Origin of the sequence: Bernardetia sp. Wsw4-3y2 (genome assembly GCF_037126295.1) — a bacterium.
In the GTDB taxonomy this organism is placed as follows: domain Bacteria; phylum Bacteroidota; class Bacteroidia; order Cytophagales; family Bernardetiaceae; genus Bernardetia.
Window position 1 is genome coordinate 363,028 of sequence record NZ_CP147018.1, and the last position, 25,783, is coordinate 388,810.

The 25,783-nt window shown below is 30.5% G+C and carries 21 protein-coding genes; 13 read left to right on the forward strand and 8 right to left on the reverse strand.

Going from position 1 to position 25,783, the window contains the following annotated elements; all coding sequences use genetic code 11:
* The first annotated feature begins 131 nt into the window (after window positions 1-131).
* Both V9L05_RS22970 and V9L05_RS22975 read left to right on the forward strand, forming a co-directional pair.
* Complete coding sequence (locus tag V9L05_RS22970; RefSeq protein ID WP_338815465.1) at window positions 132-3,515, forward strand: SpoIIE family protein phosphatase; 3,384 nt, start codon at window positions 132-134, stop codon at window positions 3,513-3,515.
* A 384-nt stretch (window positions 3,516-3,899) separates the two neighbouring features.
* A complete protein-coding gene (locus V9L05_RS22975) occupies window positions 3,900-4,532 on the forward strand; it encodes a cytochrome C oxidase subunit III (protein WP_338815466.1) in 633 nt (210 codons plus the stop codon).
* 82 nt (window positions 4,533-4,614) lie between these two features.
* Here the strand turns inward: V9L05_RS22975 and V9L05_RS22980 are convergent, their stop codons facing one another.
* Window positions 4,615-5,145 carry a DUF1569 domain-containing protein gene (locus V9L05_RS22980; protein ID WP_338815467.1) on the reverse strand — a complete coding sequence of 177 codons (531 nt, stop codon included), beginning with the start codon at window positions 5,143-5,145 and terminating at the stop codon, window positions 4,615-4,617.
* 248 nt (window positions 5,146-5,393) lie between these two features.
* On the opposite strand from V9L05_RS22980, the gene V9L05_RS22985 reads away from it, so the two are divergent.
* Window positions 5,394-6,800 (forward strand): arginine decarboxylase, encoded by a 1,407-nt coding sequence (locus V9L05_RS22985; RefSeq protein ID WP_338791011.1) that lies wholly within the window; start codon window positions 5,394-5,396, stop codon window positions 6,798-6,800.
* 264 nt (window positions 6,801-7,064) lie between these two features.
* Entirely contained in the window at window positions 7,065-8,219 is a 1,155-nt protein-coding gene (locus V9L05_RS22990; RefSeq protein WP_338815468.1) for an MBL fold metallo-hydrolase, read from the forward strand.
* Between the two features lie 197 nt (window positions 8,220-8,416).
* Here V9L05_RS22990 and V9L05_RS22995 read toward each other — a convergent pair whose 3' ends face one another.
* On the reverse strand, window positions 8,417-9,025 hold the full coding sequence (locus V9L05_RS22995) for a nucleoside 2-deoxyribosyltransferase domain-containing protein (protein WP_338791013.1): 609 nt from the start codon (window positions 9,023-9,025) through the stop codon (window positions 8,417-8,419).
* Window positions 9,026-9,220: 195 nt separating this feature from the next.
* Here V9L05_RS22995 and V9L05_RS23000 point away from each other — a divergent pair, with 195 nt between their 5' ends.
* The 3 genes from V9L05_RS23000 to V9L05_RS23010 all read left to right on the forward strand — a co-directional run bounded on the left by V9L05_RS23000 (window position 9,221) and on the right by V9L05_RS23010 (window position 11,287).
* Complete coding sequence (locus tag V9L05_RS23000) at window positions 9,221-9,955, forward strand: DUF4129 domain-containing protein (protein WP_338815469.1); 735 nt, start codon at window positions 9,221-9,223, stop codon at window positions 9,953-9,955.
* A gap of 20 nt (window positions 9,956-9,975) precedes the next feature.
* Window positions 9,976-10,566 carry a Crp/Fnr family transcriptional regulator gene (locus V9L05_RS23005; protein ID WP_338815470.1) on the forward strand — a complete coding sequence of 197 codons (591 nt, stop codon included), beginning with the start codon at window positions 9,976-9,978 and terminating at the stop codon, window positions 10,564-10,566.
* A 97-nt stretch (window positions 10,567-10,663) separates the two neighbouring features.
* Window positions 10,664-11,287, forward strand: coding sequence for a hypothetical protein (locus V9L05_RS23010; protein WP_338815471.1), 624 nt, complete (start codon window positions 10,664-10,666; stop codon window positions 11,285-11,287).
* Between the two features lie 84 nt (window positions 11,288-11,371).
* On the opposite strand, the gene V9L05_RS23015 is transcribed toward V9L05_RS23010, so the two are convergent.
* Together V9L05_RS23015 and V9L05_RS23020 are read right to left on the reverse strand one after the other, a co-directional pair.
* On the reverse strand, window positions 11,372-12,295 hold the full coding sequence (locus V9L05_RS23015) for a DUF2911 domain-containing protein (protein WP_338815472.1): 924 nt from the start codon (window positions 12,293-12,295) through the stop codon (window positions 11,372-11,374).
* Between the two features lie 178 nt (window positions 12,296-12,473).
* Complete coding sequence (locus V9L05_RS23020) at window positions 12,474-12,980, reverse strand: DCC1-like thiol-disulfide oxidoreductase family protein (RefSeq protein WP_338815473.1); 507 nt, start codon at window positions 12,978-12,980, stop codon at window positions 12,474-12,476.
* 149 nt (window positions 12,981-13,129) lie between these two features.
* Between V9L05_RS23020 and V9L05_RS23025 the strand changes: the two genes are divergently transcribed.
* Window positions 13,130-14,188: an NAD(P)-dependent alcohol dehydrogenase gene (locus V9L05_RS23025; RefSeq protein ID WP_338815474.1), complete on the forward strand. Its 1,059-nt coding sequence runs from the start codon at window positions 13,130-13,132 to the stop codon at window positions 14,186-14,188.
* Window positions 14,189-14,257: 69 nt separating this feature from the next.
* Here the strand turns inward: V9L05_RS23025 and meaB are convergent, their stop codons facing one another.
* On the reverse strand, window positions 14,258-15,274 hold the full coding sequence (meaB, locus tag V9L05_RS23030) for a methylmalonyl Co-A mutase-associated GTPase MeaB (RefSeq protein WP_338815475.1): 1,017 nt from the start codon (window positions 15,272-15,274) through the stop codon (window positions 14,258-14,260).
* A 320-nt stretch (window positions 15,275-15,594) separates the two neighbouring features.
* Here meaB and V9L05_RS23035 point away from each other — a divergent pair, with 320 nt between their 5' ends.
* Window positions 15,595-16,812, forward strand: coding sequence for a CHASE2 domain-containing protein (locus tag V9L05_RS23035; RefSeq protein ID WP_338815476.1), 1,218 nt, complete (start codon window positions 15,595-15,597; stop codon window positions 16,810-16,812).
* A gap of 355 nt (window positions 16,813-17,167) precedes the next feature.
* Window positions 17,168-18,136, forward strand: coding sequence for a hypothetical protein (locus V9L05_RS23040; RefSeq protein ID WP_338815477.1), 969 nt, complete (start codon window positions 17,168-17,170; stop codon window positions 18,134-18,136).
* Between the two features lie 66 nt (window positions 18,137-18,202).
* On the opposite strand, the gene V9L05_RS23045 is transcribed toward V9L05_RS23040, so the two are convergent.
* The 3 genes from V9L05_RS23045 to V9L05_RS23055 all read right to left on the reverse strand — a co-directional run bounded on the left by V9L05_RS23045 (window position 18,203) and on the right by V9L05_RS23055 (window position 22,425).
* The gene (locus V9L05_RS23045) at window positions 18,203-19,873 is read right to left on the reverse strand and encodes an IS1182 family transposase (protein WP_338812234.1); all 1,671 of its coding nucleotides are present in this window, start codon (window positions 19,871-19,873) and stop codon (window positions 18,203-18,205) included.
* A gap of 125 nt (window positions 19,874-19,998) precedes the next feature.
* Entirely contained in the window at window positions 19,999-21,927 is a 1,929-nt protein-coding gene (locus V9L05_RS23050) for a peptidase M61 (RefSeq protein WP_338815478.1), read from the reverse strand.
* 114 nt (window positions 21,928-22,041) lie between these two features.
* Window positions 22,042-22,425 (reverse strand): DUF2809 domain-containing protein, encoded by a 384-nt coding sequence (locus V9L05_RS23055; RefSeq protein ID WP_338815479.1) that lies wholly within the window; start codon window positions 22,423-22,425, stop codon window positions 22,042-22,044.
* A gap of 118 nt (window positions 22,426-22,543) precedes the next feature.
* Between V9L05_RS23055 and V9L05_RS23060 the strand changes: the two genes are divergently transcribed.
* The 3 genes from V9L05_RS23060 (at window position 22,544) to V9L05_RS23070 (ending at window position 25,747) form a co-directional block, all read left to right on the forward strand.
* On the forward strand, window positions 22,544-22,969 hold the full coding sequence (locus V9L05_RS23060) for a hotdog fold thioesterase (protein WP_338815480.1): 426 nt from the start codon (window positions 22,544-22,546) through the stop codon (window positions 22,967-22,969).
* A 108-nt stretch (window positions 22,970-23,077) separates the two neighbouring features.
* Window positions 23,078-25,051, forward strand: coding sequence for an amidophosphoribosyltransferase (locus tag V9L05_RS23065; protein ID WP_338815481.1), 1,974 nt, complete (start codon window positions 23,078-23,080; stop codon window positions 25,049-25,051).
* Window positions 25,052-25,114: 63 nt separating this feature from the next.
* Complete coding sequence (locus V9L05_RS23070; protein WP_338815482.1) at window positions 25,115-25,747, forward strand: hypothetical protein; 633 nt, start codon at window positions 25,115-25,117, stop codon at window positions 25,745-25,747.
* Window positions 25,748-25,783: the final 36 nt, after the last annotated feature.

A 25,783-nucleotide genomic window follows, 5' to 3' on the forward strand; every position in this document is an offset into this window, starting at 1 on the left:
TTTTAAGGCTATTGGTTTACTAATTTTTTGAAAAAACTCAAGTATTTCATTATCTTGATTTATATTTTATCCTATTTGTATAATTTACTAATAAAGTCCAATTCATTTGTTACTTACTGTTCGTTGAAATTATGAAAGAATATTACCCCTCAAAAAAGTCTTTATCTGTTTTATTCTTTACTTTCTTTGTCATATTTTTATTTTTTGACTCAATAGCTCAAAATACTGAAATAGGTTCTCCACCACTGCAAAATTTTGCTCCTACAGAATATAATGCAGCTCCTGAAATACGCTCTATGATGAAAAGTAGTAGAGGTTTTATTTATGCAGCATCAAATAGTAGAGATATCTTGGAGTATGATGGAAATAGTTGGAAGAAAATATTTACACCCTGTAATTATGTATATAGCATGGTTGAAGGTGAAAACGGAAATATTCATATTGCTGATGGCTTGGTGCGTTGTGCGGGCTACTTGAGACCTCAATATCCAACAGGAAAATGGGAATTTATTCCGTTGCATCCTGAAAATTTAGCTGATTCAGTTTGGAATAGAGTTAGAACAAGTAGTGTAGGAAAAATTGATAATCAAATTTATTATACATTTGATGGTACATCAAAGCAAATAGGAAAACATATTATATTCAAATTTGATAAAGGAGTTGTAAAAGAACATATTCGTATAAATAGAGATGATATAAAAGACACTTTTTTTACAAATAAAGGTTTTTTATTTTTTAATGGCAAACAATTATTTCATAAGCAAGTCTCCAACAATACAAATGATTTTTCTTATGATTCTTTAAAGAACACCTCTTTTTTTGAGGGAAAGGATATTTATAAAATTAAAGATTTTTCAGAAAATGAGTTACTTATTTTTGGCATAGGCAATGATGTGACAATTTATAATTTAGAAACAGCTCAGATTACTCCTTTTGGTGACCAAAAAAGCCAAACTGTTTTTAGAAATGCTCAGCTTCTTACAGCCACACAAATTGTGAATGGAGATTGGATTTTTGGAAGTATTCAAAATGGTGTGATTCATACAGATAATAAAGGAAATATAATACAAATTATCTCTACAAAAGAAGGATTGATAGATAATATTGTAATGTCTTTTGCCCAAGATAACCAAAATCAACTTTGGACAGGATTTTATAATGGTATTGCAAAAATAGATGTCGCTTCTCCTGTTAATTATTGGGCAGAAAATAAAGGTATCAGTGGAAGTTCGATATATGACATTAGACGATTTGAAAATACCATTTTTGCAGGAACAGTTGCAAAACTTGTTTATCTTCAAAAAAATGGAAATTGGAAGACGATAGAAGGAACATCCATAGAAAATAGGTTACTCAAAACACTTCTTTTAGCTGATGGAAAAGAACATTTATTCTTATCGTCTTTTGATGGAATCTATGAAATTAAGAAAAAAAATAATTCGGAATGGGAGGTGGTATCTATTTTAAAAATTCCTCAAGGTGGATTGCGTATTAGCGAAATGACTAATTATAAACATAACCCTAACAGAATTTATTTTTCACAATTAGGAAGAGAGGGAATAAATTATATAGATTATCAGCCTAATGCTATTCTCAAAGAAACAAAAAAAAATGATTTTTTAAAAAATACAAACATTCATATTCGTTCTTTAGAAAAAAACGAGTTTTGGGGAGTTGAAGCACAAAACAGACATAGAGTAGCAAAAATAAATATAGAGAATTCTAAAATTACATTTTACGATTTAGATTCAGGAGGTTATACCATTATTGATGGTAACGTATATGTTCAAAAACAAGGAAATGACAGCATTTTTCAAATAACAAAAGAAGATAAATTAGAATATGACAAACAAATAACTCAATTTTTGAGACCTTACTTAAATCGACCTGTTGAAATAGAACAAGTTGGTGAAAATATGCTTTGGGTATATGATCCTCAAAACTTTTTTGTGAATATCTATACTAAACAAGGAGAAAGTTATATAAGAAATAGTAAACTAGAACAAATAGTAGGAAAATATTTTGTTCGTTCTCTTTATCAAGATGAGAACAACAAAAACATAATTTGGATAGGAACTTCTAGTGGTATTTTAAACATTGATTTAAGTAAATTGAAAGAGTCAAATCAAAAAGCAATATTCAATACACTGATTCGTCAGGTAAAGATAGGAAATGATTCGCTTATTTTTGACGGAAATTTTTTCACTTCTAAAAAATTAGATAATGATTCCATTTTATATGAAATTAGCGAAATACAGAGTGAAAAAGATATTCTAAAAATTGACAATGCCAATAATTCTATTCTTTTTAAAGTAGCAGGATTATTTTTTATAGAAGAAAAAAGAACACAATACAGTTATTTTTTAGAAGGCTTAGACGAAAAATGGTCAGATTGGACAACTCTAAACATAAAAGAATACAACAACCTAAGAGAAGGTGAATATATTTTTTATGCAAAATCTAAAAATTATTTGGGAGAAGAAAGTGAAAAAGTTTCTTACCAATTCAAAGTTTTTCCACCTTGGCATCGTACCACAACAGCTTATGTTTTCTACCTTTTATTTGGAGTAGGAATTATTTTTGGCTCAACTCGTTTTTATACACATCGCTTACGCAAACAAAATGAACAATTAGAAAATATAGTTGCAGAAAGAACAGATGAACTTTCTCAAAAAAATACAGAACTTTCCACCCAAAATGAAGAAATTATTCAGCAGAGAGATCAGTTAGACATTAAAAATCAGAAAATTGAAGAGCAAAATAAAAATATTGTATCTAGTATAAATTATGCAAAGCGTATCCAAACGGCACTTTTGCCAATAGAAAAACGTATTAAACAAGAAATACCTAATCATTTTATTTTCTACAAACCTCGTGATATTGTTAGTGGTGATTTTTACTGGATAGAAAAAAGTGAAGACAAAGTAATTATTGCTGTGGCAGATTGTACAGGTCATGGCGTACCAGGGGCATTTATGTCTATGCTCGGAAGTAGTGGACTTACAGATGCTGTTTTTCAACAAAATCTTACTGAGCCTGATTTAATTCTTACTCATTTACACAACTATATTTTTTCTGCTTTGAAACAAAATCAGTCTGATAACAGGGATGGAATGGATGTTTGTATTGTAGTTTGGGATAAAGCAAAAAATCACATTCAATATGCAGGTGCAATGAATCCACTTTATTATGTTCAGAATGAAGAACTTTTGCAAATAAAAGCAGATAAAATTCCTGTAGGAGGAACAATGGCAAAAGAAAGAATTTATACTCCTCATACAATAAATCTACATGTTCCTACTACTATTTATCTAGCTTCTGACGGTTATCAAGACCAGTTTGGGGGAAAAGAGGGTAGGAAATTTATGACAAAAAAATTTAGAGAGCTTTTATTAGAAATTTCGCATTTACCAATAAAAGAACAAGAAAATCGTATTTCTCAAGTCTTTGATCGTTGGAAAGGAAAAATACATCAAATTGATGATGTTTTAGTAATGGGAATCAGATTCGAATAAATTTTTATTTTTTGATAAGCAACCAAAACTAAATGTATGTATCTGTGTTTAAGAAGCTAAGAGCGTGAAAGAGCATAAATCAATTGAAAAATTTAGTAAAATAAAGTAAAATAGTAAAAAGGTACTAGCTTATTTTTGTTTATATTCTTAAACTCCCTAAAAATCAGGTTGTTTACTTCGCTTTTTTTATATAAAAATTGTATCTTCGTAATAAATACAATCTAACCAAAAGGTTCAACAGTTTATTAATTACTTATTCATTCCCATATAATAAAACACAAAAAAAAGGATAAGAGAATAATAAGAATATATTTTTAATTTTAGAAATAATTTTGATATGTCTATTGCTATCTATTTTTTGTAATAAAACACAGACAGAATTTTATGCAAAAACAAGAACAAACCAATATTAGAGAGAAAAAAACTACTCTTGAAAAAATGGAACAACAGCATCCTTATGTCATGATGATGTATTTGGGTGTCATGGGAATATTTATGGCTTTTACACTCTTGATGTTATTATTTTTTAATGAATCTTTAATAAAAGCTGTTACTCATCCTATTGAGTTTCCCTACGCTTTTTTTATCAGTACAATAGCTATTGTCAGCAGTAGTTTTTTCTTAGAAAAAGCACGTCAGCAGTTTTATAAAGATGATTTTAAGAAATTAAGAAACAATCTTTTGGCTGTCTTTGGCTTAGGAATCGTTTTTTTATCATTACAAATTATTGGAGGTTACGAGCTACACCAAAACAAGATTTATTTAGAAGGCAAAACAGCAGGTGCATATCTTTATATAATTTCTGCTTTTCACATGATTCACCTTATGGGAGGACTTGTTTATTTAGCAATTCTTCTCAATCAATATATAAATAAAGCTGATGATGGTGTTCAGATTTTGATTACAGTTACTAATCCTTATGAAAAAATAAAGCTACAACTCCTTACTATTTATTGGCATTTTATGGATGTGCTTTGGGTAGCTATCTTTGTAGGATTTTTGATAGCATTGATATAAATAAAAAACAGGATACTTAATGAAGAAGAATTTCTAAATTAAGTATCTTTTTTTTACAATTGATTTTTTAAAAAAACTTCAATCAAAACTTTGATTCAATTTCTTTTTGTTGTCTAATATGATGTTTCCAATGAATTAAATCAAAATTAAGCCAATCTTTTGCTGTCAGCATTCCAAAAATAGGATGTTTTGTGCCAAAGTTAGGCTGTATTTGACTTTCCATTCTCTCAGTTAGCTCTGTCAAATAAGTTGAATAATTTTCTAGTTCTTTTTCAAAAAATGCTTTGGGTTGAAATTCTGGTTGTGGCATTCCCTCAGGCATTTTTACTTTTTTACTATGAGAAATATAACCTCTACCCAAAATAAAACTTCCTTCAGAGGTTAGTTCAGCCTGTTCTACTCCTTTTTCTTGGTTTATACAATTCGTAATTTTGCCATTTATCCAATGACGAGATGCTGAATAGAGGTGATTGTAAAGCTGTCCCATTGACCAACTTCCATCATCAAAAGTTTTTTCAAAATCTTCTTTTTTATAGTTTTGAAGCGAATTGTAGTAGTGTTCAACTACGCCTGAAAGTTCTTTTCCTAGCTGAGAAACTGTTTTTGTACTCATAACAGAATAAAATAAATTGGTAAAATAGTGCTGAAATAGGATTTGAAGATATATTTTTGTGTCTTTTTCTACAAGTTAAATAATTTTGCAATAACTTTACAGCCTATTTAAAGTTCTGTTCATATAAATAAATGTAAATTTGTAACAGAATTTTAGATTATCTACACACAACTTCTATTTTTAATCATTTTTTATATGTAAAAATTTACATATCTTTTTTATTTAATTTACTCCCTCAAAAAACTCTGATGGTAAAACGCACTTCTCAACAACGTTATATTGACCTTATCAAACAAACTTTTTATTTTGATACGCCAGATTTTACGGTTTCGAATGATGAACTTAATTTTTATGGTGTAGAACTTATGCCAATTATTGAAAAATATGGAACGCCTTTGCGCCTTACTTATTTGCCAAAAATTAGTGAAAATATACGAAGGGCGAGAAGTCATTTTGGTGAAGCGATGAAAAAATTGAATTACGATGCTGAGTATGTGTATTGTTATTGTACAAAATCTTCGCATTTTAATTTTATAATGGAAGAAGTTTTGAAAACAGGTGCACATCTTGAAACTTCTTCTACTTTTGATATTGCTATCATTAAAAAACTGCATCAAAAAGGACTTTTTAATAAAGATAAATATGTAGTCTGTAATGGTTTTAAGAGAGAAACGTATACCAACGAAATAAAATCGCTGTGGCAAGATGGTTTTGAAAACTGTATTGCTGTTTTAGATAATAGAAAGGAAATAACAGCGTATGAAGAGTTGGATATAGAACAAATGCAAATCGGACTTCGCATTGCAACAGAAGAAGAGCCTAATTTTTCGTTTTATACTTCTCGTTTGGGCATTCGTTATAAAGATGTTGTAGAGTTTTATAAAAAACATGTAGCTACCAATCCAAAATTCAAACTTACTTTATTACACTTTTTTGTAAATTCTGGTATTCGTGATACGGTTTATTTTTGGAGTGAATTTAATAAGTTTGTTCGTGCCTATTGTGATTTGAAAAAAATCTGTCCAGAACTTCATATTTTGGATATTGGTGGTGGTTTGCCTATCAAAAACTCACTTGGTTTTGAGTTTGATTACGAATATATGACAGAAGCCATTGTAGCAAATATTCAAGAAGTTTGTGAGCAAGAAGGTGTTCCTGTTCCTACTATTTTTTCTGAGTTTGGAAGTTTTACGGTAGGCGAAAGTGGAGGAATGATTTTTTCTGTAATGGCTCAAAAACAACAAAACGATCGTGAACTTTGGTATATGATTGATGGTTCATTTATCACACATTTGCCCGATACTTGGGGAATGGGTTACCGTTTTATCACAATGGCAATCAATAACTGGGATAAAGAATATCAGCAGGTTCATGTGGGTGGAATTACCTGTGATAGTATGGATTATTACGATTCAGAATCGCATGTTTCGAAATTGATGTTGCCAAAATTTACACGAGGAACAGAGCAATACATTGGTTTTTTCCATACAGGAGCATACCAAGAAAGTTTGGGAGGTTATGGAGGAATTCAACATTGTTTGATTCCAAATGCTCAACACGTAATCATTGACAGAGATGCACAAGGAAATGTAACCACCGAATTATTCAATAAAGAACAAACAGCAGAACAGGTTTTGAATATTTTGGGGTATTGATAAAATTGTATAATAAAACTTTTACTCGTGTTCTGTGACTTACAGAACACGATTTTTTCATTTTCAAAAAAATTCATAGCTTTTCAAAATTTTTATTTTACTAGTTATTCAGTTACTTAGAATTGACTAAAACCCTTCTAAGACAGGGTTTCAATCGTTTTGAAAATAGTAAAACCTCTCAGTGAAGCTAAAATAAACTTACCAAGTATGCAGCATAAAATTTATGAAATGCTGTATTATTTAAAACATAAAAGTATTCTCTTTATGAATTATTTTAAAATCCTTTTTTTATTTGTTATTTCAATTCTAAATATTTCTTGTTCAGAAGCAAAAGTCCAAACTGAAATAACAAAACAAAATAAAAGTAACAAAATAGTACAATCAGATTTTAGTCAAAAAAAAATAACAGATAATCTATATGTTTTAAAAGCACCTAGCTATAATACTAATGTAGGTGTATTTATTGGTGTAAAGGAATTACTTTTGATAGATCCAATGACAGGAATGAATAATCAAAAAGATTTACTCAAAGCAATAAGAGAACTTTCTGACAAACCCATCAAGTATGTATTGAACACGCATAGCCATCAAGACCATAGTGGAGCAAATTCTTTTTTTATGGAACTGGGGGCAACAATTATTTCCCAAGAAAATAGTAAATATTCGAAAGCAATTCATGATGTTACTTTTAAGAATACTTATACAGTAAAAATGGAAAGTGAAACAGTAGAACTGTATCATATTAAAGCACATACTTTTGATGACGTTTTGATTTACTTTAAGAACAATAATACAGTATTTATGGGAGATACTTATATGACTAATTCTTTCCCACATTTTTATTATGGTGGTGGAAGCAAGGGGCATTTAGATATTATTGATAAAGCATTATCTTTAGGAGATGAAAGTACCACTATAGTTGCTGCCCACGGTAAATTATCATCTAATAAAAAAGAACTTAGTGTTTATAAAAGTAATTCTATAAAATGGATTAATAGAATAAAAGAACTTAATGATGCAGGTAAAACTTCTGAGCAGATTGCTAATGATAAACAAATCAAAGAACTAAGTTTGGTTTTTAATGATGGAAATAATATATCAGCTCAGCGATTATCACAAACAATTAAGAAAACAGTTTCCGTCAATTTAGTTGCTAATACTATTATTCCTGTAACTACTCTTAGAAGTTATGAAGGTAGCTATCAGTATGAAAATGGTCAAATAGATGAAGTTATATATCAAGAAGGTAAATTGTTTTTACGAAGCGAAGGCAATTATATATATGAGATTGTATCTCTTTCAGAAACAAATTTTCACTTGAAAGGACAAACGCTTAATCAATCCCTAATTTTTGATAATGTTCACAAACAATTTATATTTTTTAATGGAAAGGAAGAGCTAGTAGCAAATAAAAAATAATACTTAAAGTCTATTTAAGAGTAAATTTTTGAAGATATTCGTATAGAAGTAAAACATTAATTTATTTTTTATATTCAATCAAAAGTGCTTTTAGAAAAGAATTTATACCTGTCATGTATTTTCAAGTTATGTATAAAATTTAAAAAGTTATTTTTCAACTTTAATAGTTCAAGACTACTGACAATTTCTTTTAAAATCTAATACTCCCACTTTCCACCAATCAGCGCAGTAGCAATTTCTTCAACAAAAGAATCAGCAACAAGCCTACTTTTGTCTTCTGTTTTTAAAAAGTGCCATTTTATTCCGTGAATATCAGCTATTTTTTTTGCCCATTTTATACTATCTGCATCTTCTGGACTTCCTACAATAAATTTTCTTTTGATAGGGTTTTTGACATATTCTTGCAAAAAATATCCAAATTCTAAACGACTTGTAGGCGCAATATTGGCATCAAAAATTCCTGATTTTTCTTTTGTCCAATAAGCAGGTAACCAAAAAGCTGTAATATCACAGAGTTGTAAATATTGAAGTTCCCATGTTATTTGTTTGTCTCTGACAGCTTCTAGTTCTGTTTTAGGGTTTTTATTATCAATATCTGCCCATTTTCCTGTTTCGGGCTCAGGTGAAACGACAATCATACTTGGGTTTAGTCGTTTGTCTTCTAGAAGTTTTTGGATTACTTTTCTTCTCCAACCTGTTTTTAAATTTTCTTCAGAAGGCGTTGCACCAGCCAAAAAAACACCTAGTTTGGGAAAAATAGTATCATGATTTCTTGAAAATAAAGTTCGGATAGGTTCGTGTTGCATCACAAAAAGAGATTGAATATAAAAGCTATTTTTTTTCTAAGATAGAAAATAATTGAATTAAGAACGTCAAAATAATCATTAACTTTTTATTTTTTTGTATATTTACCAACTCTGTTTTAACTCTACACTTACATTATATGTAAAGTTTTAAATAGATGAAAGAATAAAAAGACAGTATAATTTTATAATAATTCTATGAAGACTACTTTTAAAAAAGCTATTTTTTATTTGCTGATTGCAATCATTTTTTCAGTTGGTTTGCATTCTTCTATTTCGTATGCTCAAGATAAAACTACACAGCAAGAAACAGAAATAAAAGTAAAAGAGTTTGATAACAAAAAATGGAATGAGTTAAGAGATGGAATCAAATATGCCAAAGAAATAGAGGAGAAAAAGGAAGAATATAAAGAACCTGCCTCTAAATGGCCTGAATTAGATTGGAGTTTTTTGGCAGGCTTAAAGTATGTACTTATTGGTTTGGTTGTGGCTTTGTTGGCTTTAGCTTTAGTTTGGTTTTTTACAAAAGGAGTTTTGTTTGGGAATAAGAAAACAAAGTTAGAAGAAGAACAAGCTGCATTTTTGACAGAAGAAAACCTAGAAAAAGTAGAGTTTGGTTATTTAGAACAAGCCTTAGAAAAAGCATTATTACAACGCAATTTCCGTATGGCAATCCGTATTCATTATTTATGGCTTTTAAAAGTCTTATATGAAAAGGAACTTATCAATTGGAAAAAAGACAAAACTAATCATGCTTATATTTCAGAATTGTCTAATAAAGCATCACAAGAATCAGCTACAAGTTTTAGAAAGCTAACTCTTTGGTATGAAAAAGCATGGTATGGAGAATCTAAAATTGATGAAAAAGATTTTAGTATGGTAGAGACTTATTTTATTAATTTTAGAAAATCGCATCAAGATAAAGCTGCATAATTTTTCTCTTTTTTGTGTTTATGAATAGTATTATTTTAGAAGAAGTTCTCCAAACAATTGATAAACAATATTCAGTTCTTTCAAAGGAATGTAAAATTGATATATCTGATGTTGCGAAACTAGTAGTGCTTGAAAAACAGCAATTATTAATTAGTGAAGGAGAATTAGAAAATAATATGTATATTATTATAAAGGGCTGTGCTAGAGCTTTTTATTTAAAAGATGGTAAAGATATTACAGATTGGTTTGCCTTCGAAAATGATTTCTTATGCTCTATTAATAGTTTCTTTTTATCTATTCCAAGTCCTCATTTTATAGAAACATTAGAGCCAAGTATTTTACTTCGAATTTCTAAATCTGATACAGAAAAATTATCTCAAAATCATCATAGTTTCGAAACACTAGCTAAAAATGTTGTTATCAAAACCATGTTGCAGTTACAAGAAAGAATTGTAGGTATTCAATTTGAAACAGCACAACAGAAATACGAAAATTTATTGAAAATCTTACCCTCTATTACACAAAGAGTTGCCCTAACTCACATTGCTTCCTACTTAGGAATTACTTTAGAAACACTTAGTCGAATTCGGAATCCTAGAAATACGAATTAATTTTTGGCGAACACCGAATTTGATATAAATCAAATGTTTTCTTATTCTACTTCTAGATATTTGTATTTCTAATTTATTATTACAAATACAACTAATTATGAAAAAGATAACTAACAGTCAAATTCATTACGGTTCAGGTATTATTCTGTCTCTTTTTATAGGACTTCATCTATTCAACCATTTTTGCAGTATTTTTGGAGCAGAATTTCATATTTCTGTTATGAATTCATTGCGAATTATATATCGGAATGTTTTTATAGAAACACTTTTATTATTTGCTGTCTGTATTCAAATTATATCAGGAAGTAAATTGATTAGGAGACTTACAAAAAAATACCATCTAAATTTTGAAACTCTCTCACTTTGGTCTGGACTCTATTTAGCAATTTTTCTTTTGATTCATGTTAGTGCTGTTTTTATAGGACGGTTTGTATTCGAACTAGACACTAATTTTTATTTTGGAGTGGCAGGAATTAATATATTTCCTATCAATCTTTTTTTTATTCCTTATTATGGATTGGCTATAATGGCTTTTTTTGCTCATATCTCAGCTATTCATGGTAAGAAAATGAAGTCTAATATATTAGGCTTTACTCCTCAAAAGCAGGCAATAGTAATTTTAATTATTGGTTTTGTTTTTTCTATTCTTCTATTTTATGGTTTTACAAACCATTTTAAAGGAGTTGTAATTCCTTCTGAGTTTGTTGATGTTTTAAGGTAGCAATAATTTACAATTGATGAAAAAACAAAAAACACCTTTTTCTATTTTGAAAAAGGTGTTCTTTGTTAAAAATAAAATCTAAAATTATTTATTCTTAGTAGATTTGCTGTTTTTAGGAAGTTGTTGAGAATAAGTTTTGATAAATTGTTCCATTTGTGGCTTTAGGCGTTTGTAGAAATTTGTATTTTCTTTTTCACCCATTGCTATAGATTTTTTTACTAAACCAATTGCTCCTTGTGTGTTACTTGAAACGCCTCCTGTTTTGTTTCCAGCCATCATCAAACGAGCCTTTATCCAATTATTATAAAAATGGTCTTTCAGAGAAATAGATTTATTAATCCAGTCCATTGCTTTTTCTGTATCTTGTTTATTATCTAAATAATATTCAGCAGATTGTGCATAAGTGTACCACAAATTATCAGCTTGCTTTAATGTATTTTCAATATTTGAAACCATTTTAGAAACAGGATCTGCATCTACAACAAAAGAAATTCTAGTATTTGACCACCAAAGAGAAACTTTGCCCTGACGATCTTCCAGAGCTTCAATTGTAAAGAGCATACGTTCATTAATAATAGGAGAAACCATAGGAGTTACTGTAAAACGAACTACATCTTCTTTCTCGTCATATTCGCCTGCACCCCACTGTTCAGAATTTTTATTGATGATAACTGTCCATTCTTTCTCATTTGGAATAGTAAAAAGAGAATATGTTCCTGCTGGTACTTTCGTTCCATCAATAGAAACTTCATCTGAAAAAGTAATATTTGTAGCCTTATTTGCACCTGTACGCCATATTTCTCCGTAAGGAACAAGACCACCCCATACTTCACGCTGACGCATAGCAGGAGAAGAATAATCAATAGTAATATCTGTAAGACCAACAGTTTGTTTTACCATAGCAGAAGGACTTGGTTGTGGCATGGTAAGTTGAGCAAAAACAGAGGAAGTAAAAAATAATGCCGTAAAAGACATCAAAACCAAACTAAGCGTTGAAATTTTTAACATGAAAAATTGTAGTAACGATGAATAAAATAAAAATAACTGCCACATAATTTTGAAAATGAATTTATGAATTACGTGCAGTTGATAAATAAAACGTTTATAGTTCTTTATCTTGATGAATGCAAAGATAACCTAGACTACTATTTGTAGAGAATTTTGTTAGGAAGAGTAAGCTAAATTTCTATCTTTTTCTACCCAATCTCAAAACCAAACTTCCTCCAACAAGCGCACCTACACCAGCCCAAATCCAAAGAGAAGGACGAATTTTTCTAGGATTTTCTCCTAAAAAGAAATGGGAAATATCATATAGAAAAGGACGATTATCAGCTACTTTTATATAAAGCCAATCTGTTAGTTCTTTAAAATTAGGATTTTTTTGATACCAACTTATAGGTAAATCGGTTGCTCCTCCTAGTTCTAAACTTTTGAAAGCTGCTTCTGCACCTGAATATACTTTTCCATCTGGAGTAATTAACCGAACAGCTTTTTTGAATAATTTTGTATCTAAATCGGGAAAATCTTTGGCTGATTCTTGATAAGGACGTAAATCAATAGTTGATTCATTGACAATCATTTGCCATTTGGTAATCCAGTATTTGCAAAAACCACATTCTGCATCCCAAATCAAGATGGTTTTTTGTGGAGCATAAGAAGTTGAAAGATTATTTTTACTAGGAATAGAAGTCATTTTTTTGAATTTTGATATGATAATAATGCCTTGATTCTAACTAATTTAGTTCTCATAGTAGTATTATTTTATTTAAATCAGAACATTAAACATATCAAATTGTTCAGTAATCGTACTATTCAAAAAACAAATAAAACTATTATAATTATATGTCAAATAACGTAAAAGCATTTGGAACAGAAGCTGCTGATAAGCCTTTAAAACAAATGACCATTGAACGCAGAGAAGTAACTGCAAAAGATATTGAAATTGATATTTTGTATTGTGGTGTTTGTCATTCTGATTTGCACACAGCTAGAAATGATTGGGGTGGAACAGTTTATTCTGCTGTACCTGGTCATGAGATTGTAGGAAAAGTGACTAAAGTTGGAAGTGATGTCACCAAACTTAAAGTAGGCGATTATGCTGCTGTAGGTTGTATGGTTGATTCATGTCAGACATGTGATAGTTGTAAGCAAGATTTAGAGCAATATTGTCAGAAAGGTTTTACAGGAACATACAACGGAAAAGACAAGCATCTAGGAGGACATACTTTTGGAGGATATTCTGAAAAAGTAGTTGTAGATGAAAACTTTGTTTTGAAAGTTCCTGAAAATCTTGATTTAGCTGCTGTTGCACCTTTACTTTGTGCAGGTGTTACTACATGGTCTCCTTTGGTTCATTGGAATGTAAAAGAAGGAAGCAAAGTTGCTGTTATTGGTTTGGGTGGACTCGGACACATGGCAATCAAATTAGCTAAAGGCTTGGGTGCAGAAGTTACACTTTTTTCTCGCTCTCCTAGTAAAGAAAAAGATGCTAAAGAATTAGGTGCTGATACTGTTATTATCTCAACAGACGAAAAACAAATGAAATCGGTAAGAGGAAAGTTTGATTTAATTATTGATACAGTTCCTTATGAACACGATTTGAATCCTTATATTTCGACGCTTACAATTAATGGAACTTTAGTTTTGGTTGGTTTTATAGGCGAGTTAGATTCTATGATTCAAACACCAGCTATGATAATGGGAAGACGTTCTATTGCAGGTTCTGTAATCGGTGGAATCAAAGAAACACAAGAAATGCTAGATTTTTGTGGAGAGCATAATATTGTTTCAGAAATTGAAATGATTAATATGCAAGACATTAATGATGCCTACGAACGAATGCTAAAAAGTGATGTTCGTTATCGTTTTGTCATTGACATGAAATCTTTGAAGTATAATTAATAATTGTATAAATTAATTATACTTGAATGGTTAATTGTAAATCAATGATATTTGCAATTAACCATTTTTCTATTTGTAATAATTGTTCAAAAGCTCTCTTGCTACTTCGACAGCATTTCTAGAGCCATTAGCAACTTGTTTTTCTAAATCTTCTATTTGTTTCTTTATTAATTCATTTGCATAAAAATCTCTTTTTAATCGCTCTTCAATAGTTTGATGTAGCCATTGTTTGTTCTGCTGACTACGATTTATTTTAAAGAACCCATTTGAAGTTGTTTGTTTTACAAAGTCTTCAATGTTTTTCCAAATATTCTCTATTCCTTCATTTTCTAAAGCCGAACAAATTTCTACTGGAACTGTCCATTTGGCATCATTAGGTGGGAAAAGATGCAAAGCGTGTTTATATTGTGATTTGGCTCGTGTAGCTGCATTTTTATTTTCTTTATCAGCTTTTGTAATGACGAGCATATCAGCCATTTCCATAATTCCACGTTTTATTCCCTGTAACTCGTCACCTGCACCTGCAAGCATAAGCAAAAGAAAAAAATCAACCATTCCTTTTACAATCGTTTCAGACTGTCCAACTCCAACAGTTTCTATTAAAATGACATCAAAGCCTGCTGCCTCACATAAAAGCATTGTTTCTCTCGTTTTTTGACTTACTCCACCTAAAGAACTACGAGCTGGGGAAGGACGAATATAAGCGTTTTTATGATTAGAGAGTTTTTCCATTCTTGTTTTATCTCCCAAAATACTTCCTCCCGAACGCTGGCTACTTGGGTCAATGGCAAGAACAGCAATTTTTTTATTTTTATTTTCTAGTTCAGTTGCTAAATCTGCCAAATAAAGTCCAAAAGTTTCAATAAATGTGCTTTTTCCAACCCCCGGAACTCCAGTAATTCCTACACGAATAGAATTTCCTGTGTAAGGCATAAGTCTGTCAATAATCTGTGTAGCAAGTTCATTATCACTTTCTAACTGACTTTCTATAAGTGTAATAGCTCTACTCAAAATAAAAGGATTATGAGCCAAAATTCCATCAATATATTCTTGGGATGTTAAACGTGAACGTCTGCTTTTTGCCATAAAAATAAAAAAAGTGAAATTAAATAACGTTGATAAGATGTGGATTAACTTTTTGTTTTGTCGTTTGATATAAGCAATTCATAGAAAAGCTAAACAAAAATGAGAAAAATACAAGTCTTGATTTTAGATTCTTATCAAAAAAATGTTATTTTAGTTAAAAATAAAAATTTAATTTCTACTTATATCAAAAAATACTTCACAACGTACAAACGTATCTAAAATAATTTGTATCTTTGTAGGAATAGAAATGAGTTTTTGTTTTATCAGTATCTATCAAAAATCGATATTCATTCTATTATTTACAACTTATCTATTTACTAATGCGTTTTTTACGAAAAATATTCAATCTTGCTACAATTACAGGAACAATCGCCATTTTTGCGTTTATGCTTCTGCTTCAAACAGTAGCCGTAAATTTTGATTTTCTCAATATTTTCGAACAGACGATTAATAACTTCAAAATCTCTGATGTTTATTTTTCTCAAATTAGAGATAATGAGAAGATAGAAATAGATACAAATATAGTTATTGTAAATATTGGTTATCTACCTAGAGCAGGATTAGGAGCGCAAATAGAAGTTATTTCAAGATATAAACCGAAAATAATTGGACTAGATGCTCTTTTGACAGGAGCAAGAAAGCCTGAGCAAGATTCTACTTTAGAAGCCTTTTTAAAAATTGCAAGGGAAAGATGTCCTATTGTTTTTGCTTCAAAACTAGAAAAGCCAAACGAAGAAAGTAAAAGTTTTGATAGTTTAGGACTTCCTCACCAACCATTTCAAAAGTATATACAAACAGGTTATGTAAATGTTGTTACAGATGAAGATACAAAGTTTGAAACAGCTCGTATTGTTTCTCCAAAAGAAAAAGTAAAAGATTCAACAATTTATAGTTTTGCAACCAAACTCATACAACTTTCTTATCCTGATAAAGCCGAAAAACTTTTGGAAAGGAATAATGAAGTAGAAACGATTTATTATCGTGGAAATTGGCAAAAGTTTATGGTCATTGACCCAATGGATGTTTTAGATGAAAATTTTGATCCTTCTTTCTTTAAAGACAAAATTGTCATTATGGGCTATATGGGTTCTACTTTCATACAAGATGATGGTGTAGATGATAGATATTACACACCACTGAATGCACGACCTGTCGGAAGGGCAGCAACGGATATGTATGGAATTATGATTCATGCAAATATGCTTTCGATGATTTTACACGAAAATTATATTGATGTAATTCCTTCTTATTTAGCGATTATTATTTCTGTTTTGATGTGTTTTTTTAACGTTGTATTATTTACCTATATCTATTTTCATAGAAAATTAGGAACTTGGTATGATGTCATCACAAAAGGTGTTCAGCTTGTAGAAGTTATTATCTTTGTATTTATTTTTATCTGGACATTGGCTACTTATAATCTCATGTTAGAAATAACTGTTGGAGTTTTGGCAGTAGTTTTATCTGGAGATGTCTTAGAAGTATTTTTAGCTATATTGGCTAATATGTATCCTAAATCTACTCGTGCCTATGAATAAAAAATAAGTGAAAAATAAGAAAGAGAAAAACATTAATTTGACTGTGCTACAACTAAAAATAACTAAAATCTGTATCCAGTAATAAAAACAGAAAATTAGAATAAAAATTACAGATTTTTACATCTTTTTATCAAGTTTTCACGTAAAACAGGTATATATGTTCAATTTTTGTAGAAGCATATTTAATAGTTATCAGACAACCTTCTATCAAAAAAACAGTTATACTTAACAAAGCACATACTGAAAAACGAGTTTGAATAAACGATGTCTTTCAAAGCTATTCAAAACTATATTAAATTTAAAGTATTCAAAAAATACATTAATCAAATACTTATCTCAATTAAATTTTAAAACTATGAAAACAAAATCACTATTTCTAGTAGCTCTTATGTTACTTATCGGTGGAACTACAATGGCACAAAATTATGCCTTTCGTGTTCTGACGGCAAAAGGAAACAATACAGCTTCTAAAAACGCAATCCGTGTAGGCTCTAAACTGAATGATACTGACGTTATCGTTATGGAAGAAGGTGGATATTTAGGTCTTTTACATACCAATGGACAAACGGTTGAGCTTCGCACAAAAGGAACATATAAAGTAAACGAACTTGCAAGTAACTTGAAAGCAAGTAATAATTCTAGTCTTACTTCTCGTTATGCAAACTATGTAGTTTCTGAACTTACTTCTTCTGCTGAAGAAGCAAGTGGTGAAAATCGTTATAAGCACATGGGAAAAACAGGTGCTGTAGAGCGTGCTGCTCTAATGAAAGTTACAATTCTTCAAGAAAGTAAGGTAAACTTGCTAGGTGATAAGCTAGAAATTGAATGGTTTGTTTACGAAGATTTGGCTAAAGTTAGTCCTAAGGATGTAAGAGAATACCGTGTTGTTATTACTGATTTACGTAACAATGAACTTTATTCAGAAGTAACTAAAGAAACTTCTTATGTAATTGATTTTTCTCGTCCTGAATTGAAAGACCAAACTGCTATTCTCTACAGAGTAGAAGTTGCTGATGAAGATAAAAAAGATCAATCAATTAAGTCTCGTGACCAAGTTATCAAGAAGGAAAATAATAGCGATGCGAAGAAAGAAATTCGTGAACAGTTAGATCAAATTGGTGATGATACTGCTCTAGGACACCTTATCAAAGCTCAATACTTGGAAGAAACGGGTTATTATGCAGAAGCTGCAATGGCTTATAAAGCTGCAATGGCTTTAGCTCCTGAAGTAGAAACATACAAAATTCTTTATGACAGTTTCACAGAACGTAATGAGATGAGTGAAAAAGCACTTGTTGAAAAGAAAACTTCTATGAACGACTAATATTTGTATTCAGTATTAGAAATTTATATACCAAAAAAGAGGCTGTCCGAAAAGGTCAGCCTCTTTTTATGCAGCTATTTTTTGTAATTCTTCTTTTTGGTTGATTTTTTTGATGATGCAAACAAATTTTGTCTTTTGGTGATTTTTTTGAGTATAAAAAAAGGTGCAAAAAGATGATTTTTTAGAATTGAAAGTATTTTTTAGCTTATCGGCAGTTTTTGCCACCATTTTTCTAAAATTATGTCCAAGAGCCATCAATAGAAACTCCATTTCTACTTTTACTAATCCCTTAAAAGTAAATCGATTAAACTTATTATTATATTTGAGATGCCCAAAAACAGCTTCTACTTCTATAGGGCGTTTACTGCGCTGCTCTAATCCTTTCTCACTAGTTAGTAAATTTCTAGCTTTCTCTTTTAGTTGGTTTAAACGATGATTCACTTGTATTATTCTATTGCCTTCAGCTTTATGACATAAATTGCGAAGAGGACAATCTTGACACCTTTTTGCTTGATAATAAGATACTTGCGATTCGTATCCATTACTTGAAGTACGTTTTCCATCTCTTATTTTCTTCATTCTTTGCCCCATCGGACAGACATAAAAATCTAATTCTTTGTTGTAAAATAAATTCTGAACTAAAAAAGGATTATTTTTCATTTTCCTTTTTTGCTCTTTATGGAAATAATTGTACTTAACGTAGGCAGTAATTTCTTTTTTTTCAAGTAATTCATAATTTTCTTCACTTCCATAACCTGCATCAGCTACTACTTCTTTACTTTGTTTATTGTACTGATTTTCAAATCCTTCTAAATGAGAGGATAAAGTGGTGGTATCTCCTGCCGTTTGATGAATAGAAACGTGGGTAATAAATTGATTTTCTGTGGACACTTGAGCATTATAAGTAGGTTTGAGTTGTCCATTTTTCATGTGATCTTCTTTCATCCGCATAAAAGTAGCATCCGTATCTGTTTTACTATACGAGTTTCTACAACCTAAAATTTTCAGAGACTCTTCATATTTACTTAATCTAGGAAGATATTCATCTTGCATTTTTTTTAGTTCTCTTGCCTGTTGTTTACTCGGTTCTTTTAGTTTTTTATTGATTTGAGCGAGTTTTTCTTTTAATAATTCTGAATCTAATGGAGTAGATACTTCTTCTTTATTTTCTTCTTGATTATCTGATTGAATACTACTTTCAATATCAGATAAAATTTTATTTACTTTAGTTTCTAACTTTTCTTTATTTTTTTCAATACTACCACGCCAAACAAAAGTATAACGATTAGAACAAGCCTCTATTTTTGTTCCATCAATATATTGAACATCAAGACTTACATAACCCATTTCAACCAACATTTTAACAACTTCTCCAAATAAACGATGAATGTGTGCCTTCAAAATTTTACCTCTAAAGTCATTAATTGTTCTAAAATCTGGTGTAGAATTGCCTGATAAATACATAAAATGAATATTCTCCCCAAGAGCTTTAGCTATTTTACGACAAGAATAAATATTGGATAAATAAGAATAGAATAGCACTTTAACGAGCATTCTTGGATGATAAGCTGAACAACCTCCACCTTTGTATTGAGAAATCAAATCGCTAATATCCAATGAATCAACCACCTTTTCAACTAAACGAACAGGATGGTGAGCTGGAATTTTGTCAAATATATTGACAGGAAAAAGTTCGGGCTGCTTACCACTTTGGTTTTTGAAAACTACTTTTGCCATAGGCTATATAACGTTAGTATAAAAGTATATATACCTCGAAAATAAAAAAAATTAACCATAAAAAAAAGGCTATCCGTACTTTTCGGACAGCCTCTTTTTTATTTTTTATTTAAAATAGTTGAGATTTATAATTCCCATTTTTCCCAAGCCTTCAAGAGTTGGATTTGTTTTTCGTTTTTGTCTTGAGCTTCTTCAAAACCAAAATCTTGCTCTTGTTCTACAAATACAGGTTTAGATTTTAAAAGACATTTTTTCATTTTATTTTTCTTGCCTTTCTTTCTGTTTACCAAAATCTTCATTACTTCGTCTTCTTTGTAACTTGCTTCTGAAATCAAAGTTAAGAAATTAGTAGCATCTACTTTTTGGCTGTTTACTTCTAAAATAACATCTCCTTCTTCAAACATTTTCCCAAAATCATTTGCTCCTTCTAAACTAAGAACACTCACTTCTTTGGTTTGTGGATCGACAACTAAACCAATATTTCCAAAGTTAAATACTTCTTCTGTTCCTTCACCAGTCGTATTGATTCCAATAGTTTTTAGATATTTAGTGTAAGGTAATTCTTTGCTTCCCTCTACATAATCAGCAAAAAAAGTGCGAATTTCAGGATAAGTAATCTCAGCAATTACATCAAAAAGTTTGTCATCTTCAAAAGGTTTGTCTGTTCCATATTTTTTTGACAAATCTTGCATTAAGTTCATCAAGCCGTATTTTCCATCAGATAATTCTCTCAATCGAACATCTAACATCCAGCCAATTAAAGCACCTTTTTCATAGACATTTCCATATTCATCAGCATATTCATCTAAGCAGCCCAAACTCATTTCTGTAAAAGGAATATCAGAATATCGATTATTCGCTTCACTTACTTTCTCACGCATCTTACCCAAAAATTCTTCTAAAGGAATAAGTCCTTGTTGTAACAAAACATGGTTTGCAAAATATTCAGTAACTCCTTCGTAAAGCCATAAATGTTTTGACATTTCAGGATTGATAAAATCAAAATAATGAATTTGTTCTGAGTGAATAGAAAGAGGAGTCAGAATATGAAAAAATTCGTGAGCTGCAATTTCTACAACTGTGTTTGCAAGACGAGAAGCTGGCATATTAGGCAAGAAATAAAGAGAAGAATAAGAATGTTCTAATGCTCCATACGAACCCGAATTACTAAAACCATCAAAAATATAAATTAAGAACGCATATTTTTTGATAGGCAATGTTCCACCTAAATAATTTTTTTGTGCTTCTAATGATTTCTGAACTTCTTTAGCTACTTCTTTTGCCTTTACTGTTCCCTTTTCGTGAAAAACAGAAACCAAAATTTCAGCTCCTCCTACCTCAAAAGTAACTGTATCAGGAACAGAATATAACATCGGAGAATCTGCCAAAAGATGATAATCTGAAACTAAATAAAGGTCATTTTTCTTTGTAGAGTTGATAGATACTAAAGGTGTAGAGCCATAAAATTTTTCAGGTTTGATAACATCTATCAAAAATGAGTTGCGTTTTAATCCTTCCAAATAACCAAAAAAGCCGTGTGTATTGATTACAAAAACCTCATCTTCAATATCTGTTCCCCCTGGTTCGAATACTTTGTTTTTTTCTTGTGAGTCAAAAGTATCATCTACTAAATACGTAATTTTATAGATATTTTTAGCAGGAAAACGCCATTCGTTTTCATTAGGGTGAGTAAAACTGATTTCATTGCCTTCTTTATCAAATACTTTAAAATCACTCAAAAATCGTCCAAAATCATAAATATGATATGTCCCAGGAACAATTTTGGGCATAAAAAAAGAAATAGAATCTTCTTTTGGAGGGTCTGTAGGTTCGACAGCAGGTCGGAACTTATCTAAGTTTGTAATTAAAAGTTCGACAGGAACTTTGTCATCTTTTACTTTTGCAAGGTCAAGTTGGTACGAATATACTATTTCTAAAGGATCGTAGAGTTGAACATCGAATGTTGTTCCTTGCTGTGCAAAGGTGGACTGAGCAGAAAAGCCAAATATACAAAGTAAAAAGATAAATTTAGAACTAAATGAAAAAATATTCATAAGATAAAATTAAGAGAGTAAAAATATAAAAGAAATGATTTTTAAATAAAAATTCATGTATATATAAGTAGCAATTTGAATGACAAGTAAAGATTTTGCAAGGTTCTGTTTTGATTATTTATGATTTTTAGAATAAAACTGTATTTCCAAAATGTAACCTGTCATTGCTCCAAATGTATAACTGATTATATCATTCCATTGAAAATTATTTCCTAAAATCAATCTACTCGCTTTATAACTTCTAATAAAATTAATCCAATCTGCTTGATAGAGTTGTAGAAATTCGATGCCACAACAAAACAAAAGAGTAAGTATAAAAATTTTGTAAGATTGAGCTTTTATAAATAGAAATCCAAAAATCAAGAAAAATAAAACAGCATAAAGATAATCTCCAAAATAGTCAGTTATAAAACTAGAAATAAATTCAGTTCTGGAAACCAAGCCAATTGTAATAGTAACTACAATTGATAAGAAATAAATTTTTCGGTTTCTTGTCATTTTTAATAGGTTAAAATTTATAAATCAAAATTACTTCAAATTATTCTAAACTATTTCAATAAATTTGAATTTTAAAGCAAAGTGAATTATTATTTTTAAATCAAAACCAAATCATAAAATGAGTATCAAAATAAAACCAGTAGAACAAATCAACGAAGGACAAAAAAATACAATGGTTAGTTTTTTAGGCATTGAAATTACAGATGTTACAGAAAACTCTATCAGTGGAAAAATGCCTATTGATGAGCGTCATATACAAATTATGGGAGTGTTGCATGGTGGAGGTTCTGTTGTTCTTGCCGAAACCTTGGGAAGTATTGCTGCCAATATGAGCGTTGATACAGAAAAATATGCTTGTATGGGATTAGAAATAAATGCAAATCATATCCGACCTGTTCCAAAGGGAAAATGGGTATATGGAACAGCAACAGCCTTGCATGTAGGGAAAAAAACACACGTTTGGGAAATCAAAATGACTAATGAAGAAGGCAAACTGACTTGTATCAGTAGAATAACCATGGCTGTTGTTGAGCGTTTTCATTAAGGTTTTTTTTAAGACTTTTAGTGATTTTATGGCTATCTTTGTATAATAATTGAACTATTAATCGAATTCAGAATACATAATTCATTCCCACCTTTTCTTTCTTCTATTATGAGCGAATCTCTCAAACATGAATGTGGAGTAGCATTCTTACGCCTTCGAAAACCACTTGGATATTATATAGAAAAATATGGAACGCCTGCTTACCCAGTCAATAAAATGTTTTTATTGATGGAAAAACAACACAACCGAGGACAAGACGGTGCAGGACTAGCGAGTATCAAAATTGATATGAAAAAAGGACATCAGTATATTGATAGACTTCGTTCGATAGAAGAACAACCCATTAATCATATCTTTAGTAAAGTAGGTAAAAAATTTACTAAGGCTCAAAAAGAAGGTAAAAAATATTACAATGCTAAATGGGTAAAAGAAAATGTTCCCTTTGCAGGGGAGTTATTTATAGGTCATTTGCGTTATGCAACTTATGGCGCAAATGATGTTCGTTTTTGTCATCCTCTTTTGAGAAGTAGCAACTGGAGAAGCCGAAATCTACTTTTAGCAGGAAATTTTAATATGACAAATGCCGAAGAATTATTTAATCATTTGGCACAATTAGGACAATTTCCACAAGAACAAGGTGATACAATAACAGCCTTAGAAAAAATTGGGCATTTTTTGGATAGAGAAAATCAACATTATTATGCTCAATATCAGCAAGAAGAAAGAGCAAAATTAGCTTTTGATGTAAGTCTGAATGGAAAAAATGATAACCAAAACTATGAAACTCATGAGCAAAATCAAACGCTTACAAATGAAGAAATCATAGAAAAAGTAGAAAAAAATATTGATTGGAAAAAAATATTAGAGCGTTCTTGCAACGATTTTGATGGTGGATATGTCATGGTAGGGATGGCAGGTCATGGAGATGCTTTTGTGGCTCGTGACCCTGCAAGTATTCGTCCAGCCTATTATTACATCAATGATGAGATTATTGTAGCTGCTTCTGAAAAACCTGCAATCAAAACAGCTTTTAATTGTGAGTATTCGGAAATACAAGAGCTTGAAGGAGGTCATGCATTGGTTGTAGACAAAGAAGCAAATTATGAAATAATCAAGTTTCAAGAACCACTACCGAAAAAGTCGTGTAGTTTTGAAAGAATTTATTTTTCAAGAGGAACAGATCCAGAGATTTATAACGAACGAAAAATGTTAGGTCGTCAGTTGCATCATCAAGTTTTGGAAGCAATTGATTACGATTTAGAAAATTCTATTTTTTCTTATATTCCTAATACTGCCGAAACGGCGTTTTTGGGTTTGGTAAAAGGAGTAGAAAAACATTTGATAGCACAGCGAGAAAAAACATTAAATACTGATGAATCTTTGTCACAGCAAGAGTTAGTGAAAATTATGTCCTTCCGTCCTAGAGTTGAAAAACTGGTAATTAAAGATTCTAAAATGCGAACTTTCATTACTGGAGATGCTCAACGAGATGATATGGTAGCACATGTTTATGATACCACTTATGAGATTGTCAGAAAAGGAATCGATACACTTGTTGTCATCGATGATTCGATTGTTAGAGGAACAACATTAGAAAAAAGTATCTTGACAATGTTGGATAAATTAGAACCCAAGAAAATTGTTATTGTTTCTTCTGCTCCTCAAATTCGTTTTCCTGACTGTTATGGAATTGATATGTCTAGGCAACACGAATTTGTTGTTTTTCGTGCATTATTGGCTCTCTTGGAACAACATCACTTAAAATATATGCTTGACGATGTTTATGAAAAATGTTTGAAATCAAAGAAATTACCTTTAGAAAAAGTAGTTAATCATGTCAAAGAATTATATGATATGTTTGAGTACGAACAAGTTTCGGATAAGGTAGCCGAAATTATTTCAAAGAATATCAAAGCAGAAGTAAAAGTAGTTTATCAAACAGTAGAAAATTTACATAAAGCCTGTCCAAACCATTCTGGAGATTGGTATTTTACAGGAAATTATCCTACACAAGGAGGAAATAGAGTAGCTAATCAAGCCTTTATTAACTTTATGGAAGGAAAGAAAACAAGAGCTTATTAAAAAAAGAAACCTATAAGGCTTTCAAAACCTTATAGGTTTGAATATCTAAAACCTATAAAAAAAATGAAAAAAATAATCTTAGCTATTGCATTATCATTTTTCTGTACCGTTTCTTTTGCACAAGTAGAAGGCGTAGAAGTAGAAAAACCAAAAGAAGAAAAAAAGGAAGAGAAAAAAGAAGAAAGTAAAGATGATGACGATGATGAGGAAAAAATGAAGCTTATCGATCGTTTTTACTTTGGTGGAAACTTAGGAGCTAGTTTTGGAACAATTACCAATATAAATATAGCTCCAATGATAGGGTATAGATTGACACCAAGATTTTCAGTAGGTGTTGGAGGAACATATCAATATTGGAGTGACAAACGTTTTATACCTACTTATACGCAGAGTATTTATGGAGGAAGTGTGTTTTCTCGTTATATGATTGCAGAAGACTTTTTGGGTGCAGGCAATTTGTTTGCTCATGCAGAATATGAAACACTATTTGCAAAACAGGCTTATCAAGACCCAAATACATTAATAATTTCAGAAAGAACAAAATCTTTTCCTTCTTTTTTAATTGGTGGTGGCTTGGCTATTCCGATAGGTAGTCGCTCGGCTTTTACTATTTCAGCATTATATAATCCTTTTTATGATGAATTTAATTCTTTATATGCTAGTCCTTTACAGATTCGTGTAGGAGGCTTTTTCTAAACAAATGAATATTCAGAGTTACATGAAAAAATACGC

Coding starts and splice junctions, on each gene's coding strand:
- V9L05_RS23005 (WP_338815470.1), top strand. CDS start 9,976: ATGAATAGTATTATTTTAGAAGAAGTTCTCCAAACAATTGATAAACAA.
- V9L05_RS22975 (WP_338815466.1), top strand. CDS start 3,900: ATGCAAAAACAAGAACAAACCAATATTAGAGAGAAAAAAACTACTCTT.
- V9L05_RS23020 (WP_338815473.1), bottom strand. CDS start 12,980: ATGACTTCTATTCCTAGTAAAAATAATCTTTCAACTTCTTATGCTCCA.
- V9L05_RS22990 (WP_338815468.1), top strand. CDS start 7,065: ATGAATTATTTTAAAATCCTTTTTTTATTTGTTATTTCAATTCTAAAT.
- V9L05_RS23035 (WP_338815476.1), top strand. CDS start 15,595: ATGCGTTTTTTACGAAAAATATTCAATCTTGCTACAATTACAGGAACA.
- V9L05_RS23070 (WP_338815482.1), top strand. CDS start 25,115: ATGAAAAAAATAATCTTAGCTATTGCATTATCATTTTTCTGTACCGTT.
- V9L05_RS23050 (WP_338815478.1), bottom strand. CDS start 21,927: ATGAATATTTTTTCATTTAGTTCTAAATTTATCTTTTTACTTTGTATA.
- V9L05_RS22995 (WP_338791013.1), bottom strand. CDS start 9,025: ATGCAACACGAACCTATCCGAACTTTATTTTCAAGAAATCATGATACT.
- V9L05_RS23000 (WP_338815469.1), top strand. CDS start 9,221: ATGAAGACTACTTTTAAAAAAGCTATTTTTTATTTGCTGATTGCAATC.
- V9L05_RS23015 (WP_338815472.1), bottom strand. CDS start 12,295: ATGTTAAAAATTTCAACGCTTAGTTTGGTTTTGATGTCTTTTACGGCA.
- V9L05_RS23060 (WP_338815480.1), top strand. CDS start 22,544: ATGAGTATCAAAATAAAACCAGTAGAACAAATCAACGAAGGACAAAAA.
- V9L05_RS22985 (WP_338791011.1), top strand. CDS start 5,394: ATGGTAAAACGCACTTCTCAACAACGTTATATTGACCTTATCAAACAA.
- V9L05_RS23010 (WP_338815471.1), top strand. CDS start 10,664: ATGAAAAAGATAACTAACAGTCAAATTCATTACGGTTCAGGTATTATT.
- V9L05_RS23040 (WP_338815477.1), top strand. CDS start 17,168: ATGAAAACAAAATCACTATTTCTAGTAGCTCTTATGTTACTTATCGGT.
- V9L05_RS23045 (WP_338812234.1), bottom strand. CDS start 19,873: ATGGCAAAAGTAGTTTTCAAAAACCAAAGTGGTAAGCAGCCCGAACTT.
- V9L05_RS22970 (WP_338815465.1), top strand. CDS start 132: ATGAAAGAATATTACCCCTCAAAAAAGTCTTTATCTGTTTTATTCTTT.
- V9L05_RS23065 (WP_338815481.1), top strand. CDS start 23,078: ATGAGCGAATCTCTCAAACATGAATGTGGAGTAGCATTCTTACGCCTT.
- V9L05_RS22980 (WP_338815467.1), bottom strand. CDS start 5,145: ATGAGTACAAAAACAGTTTCTCAGCTAGGAAAAGAACTTTCAGGCGTA.
- V9L05_RS23025 (WP_338815474.1), top strand. CDS start 13,130: ATGTCAAATAACGTAAAAGCATTTGGAACAGAAGCTGCTGATAAGCCT.
- V9L05_RS23055 (WP_338815479.1), bottom strand. CDS start 22,425: ATGACAAGAAACCGAAAAATTTATTTCTTATCAATTGTAGTTACTATT.
- meaB (WP_338815475.1), bottom strand. CDS start 15,274: ATGGCAAAAAGCAGACGTTCACGTTTAACATCCCAAGAATATATTGAT.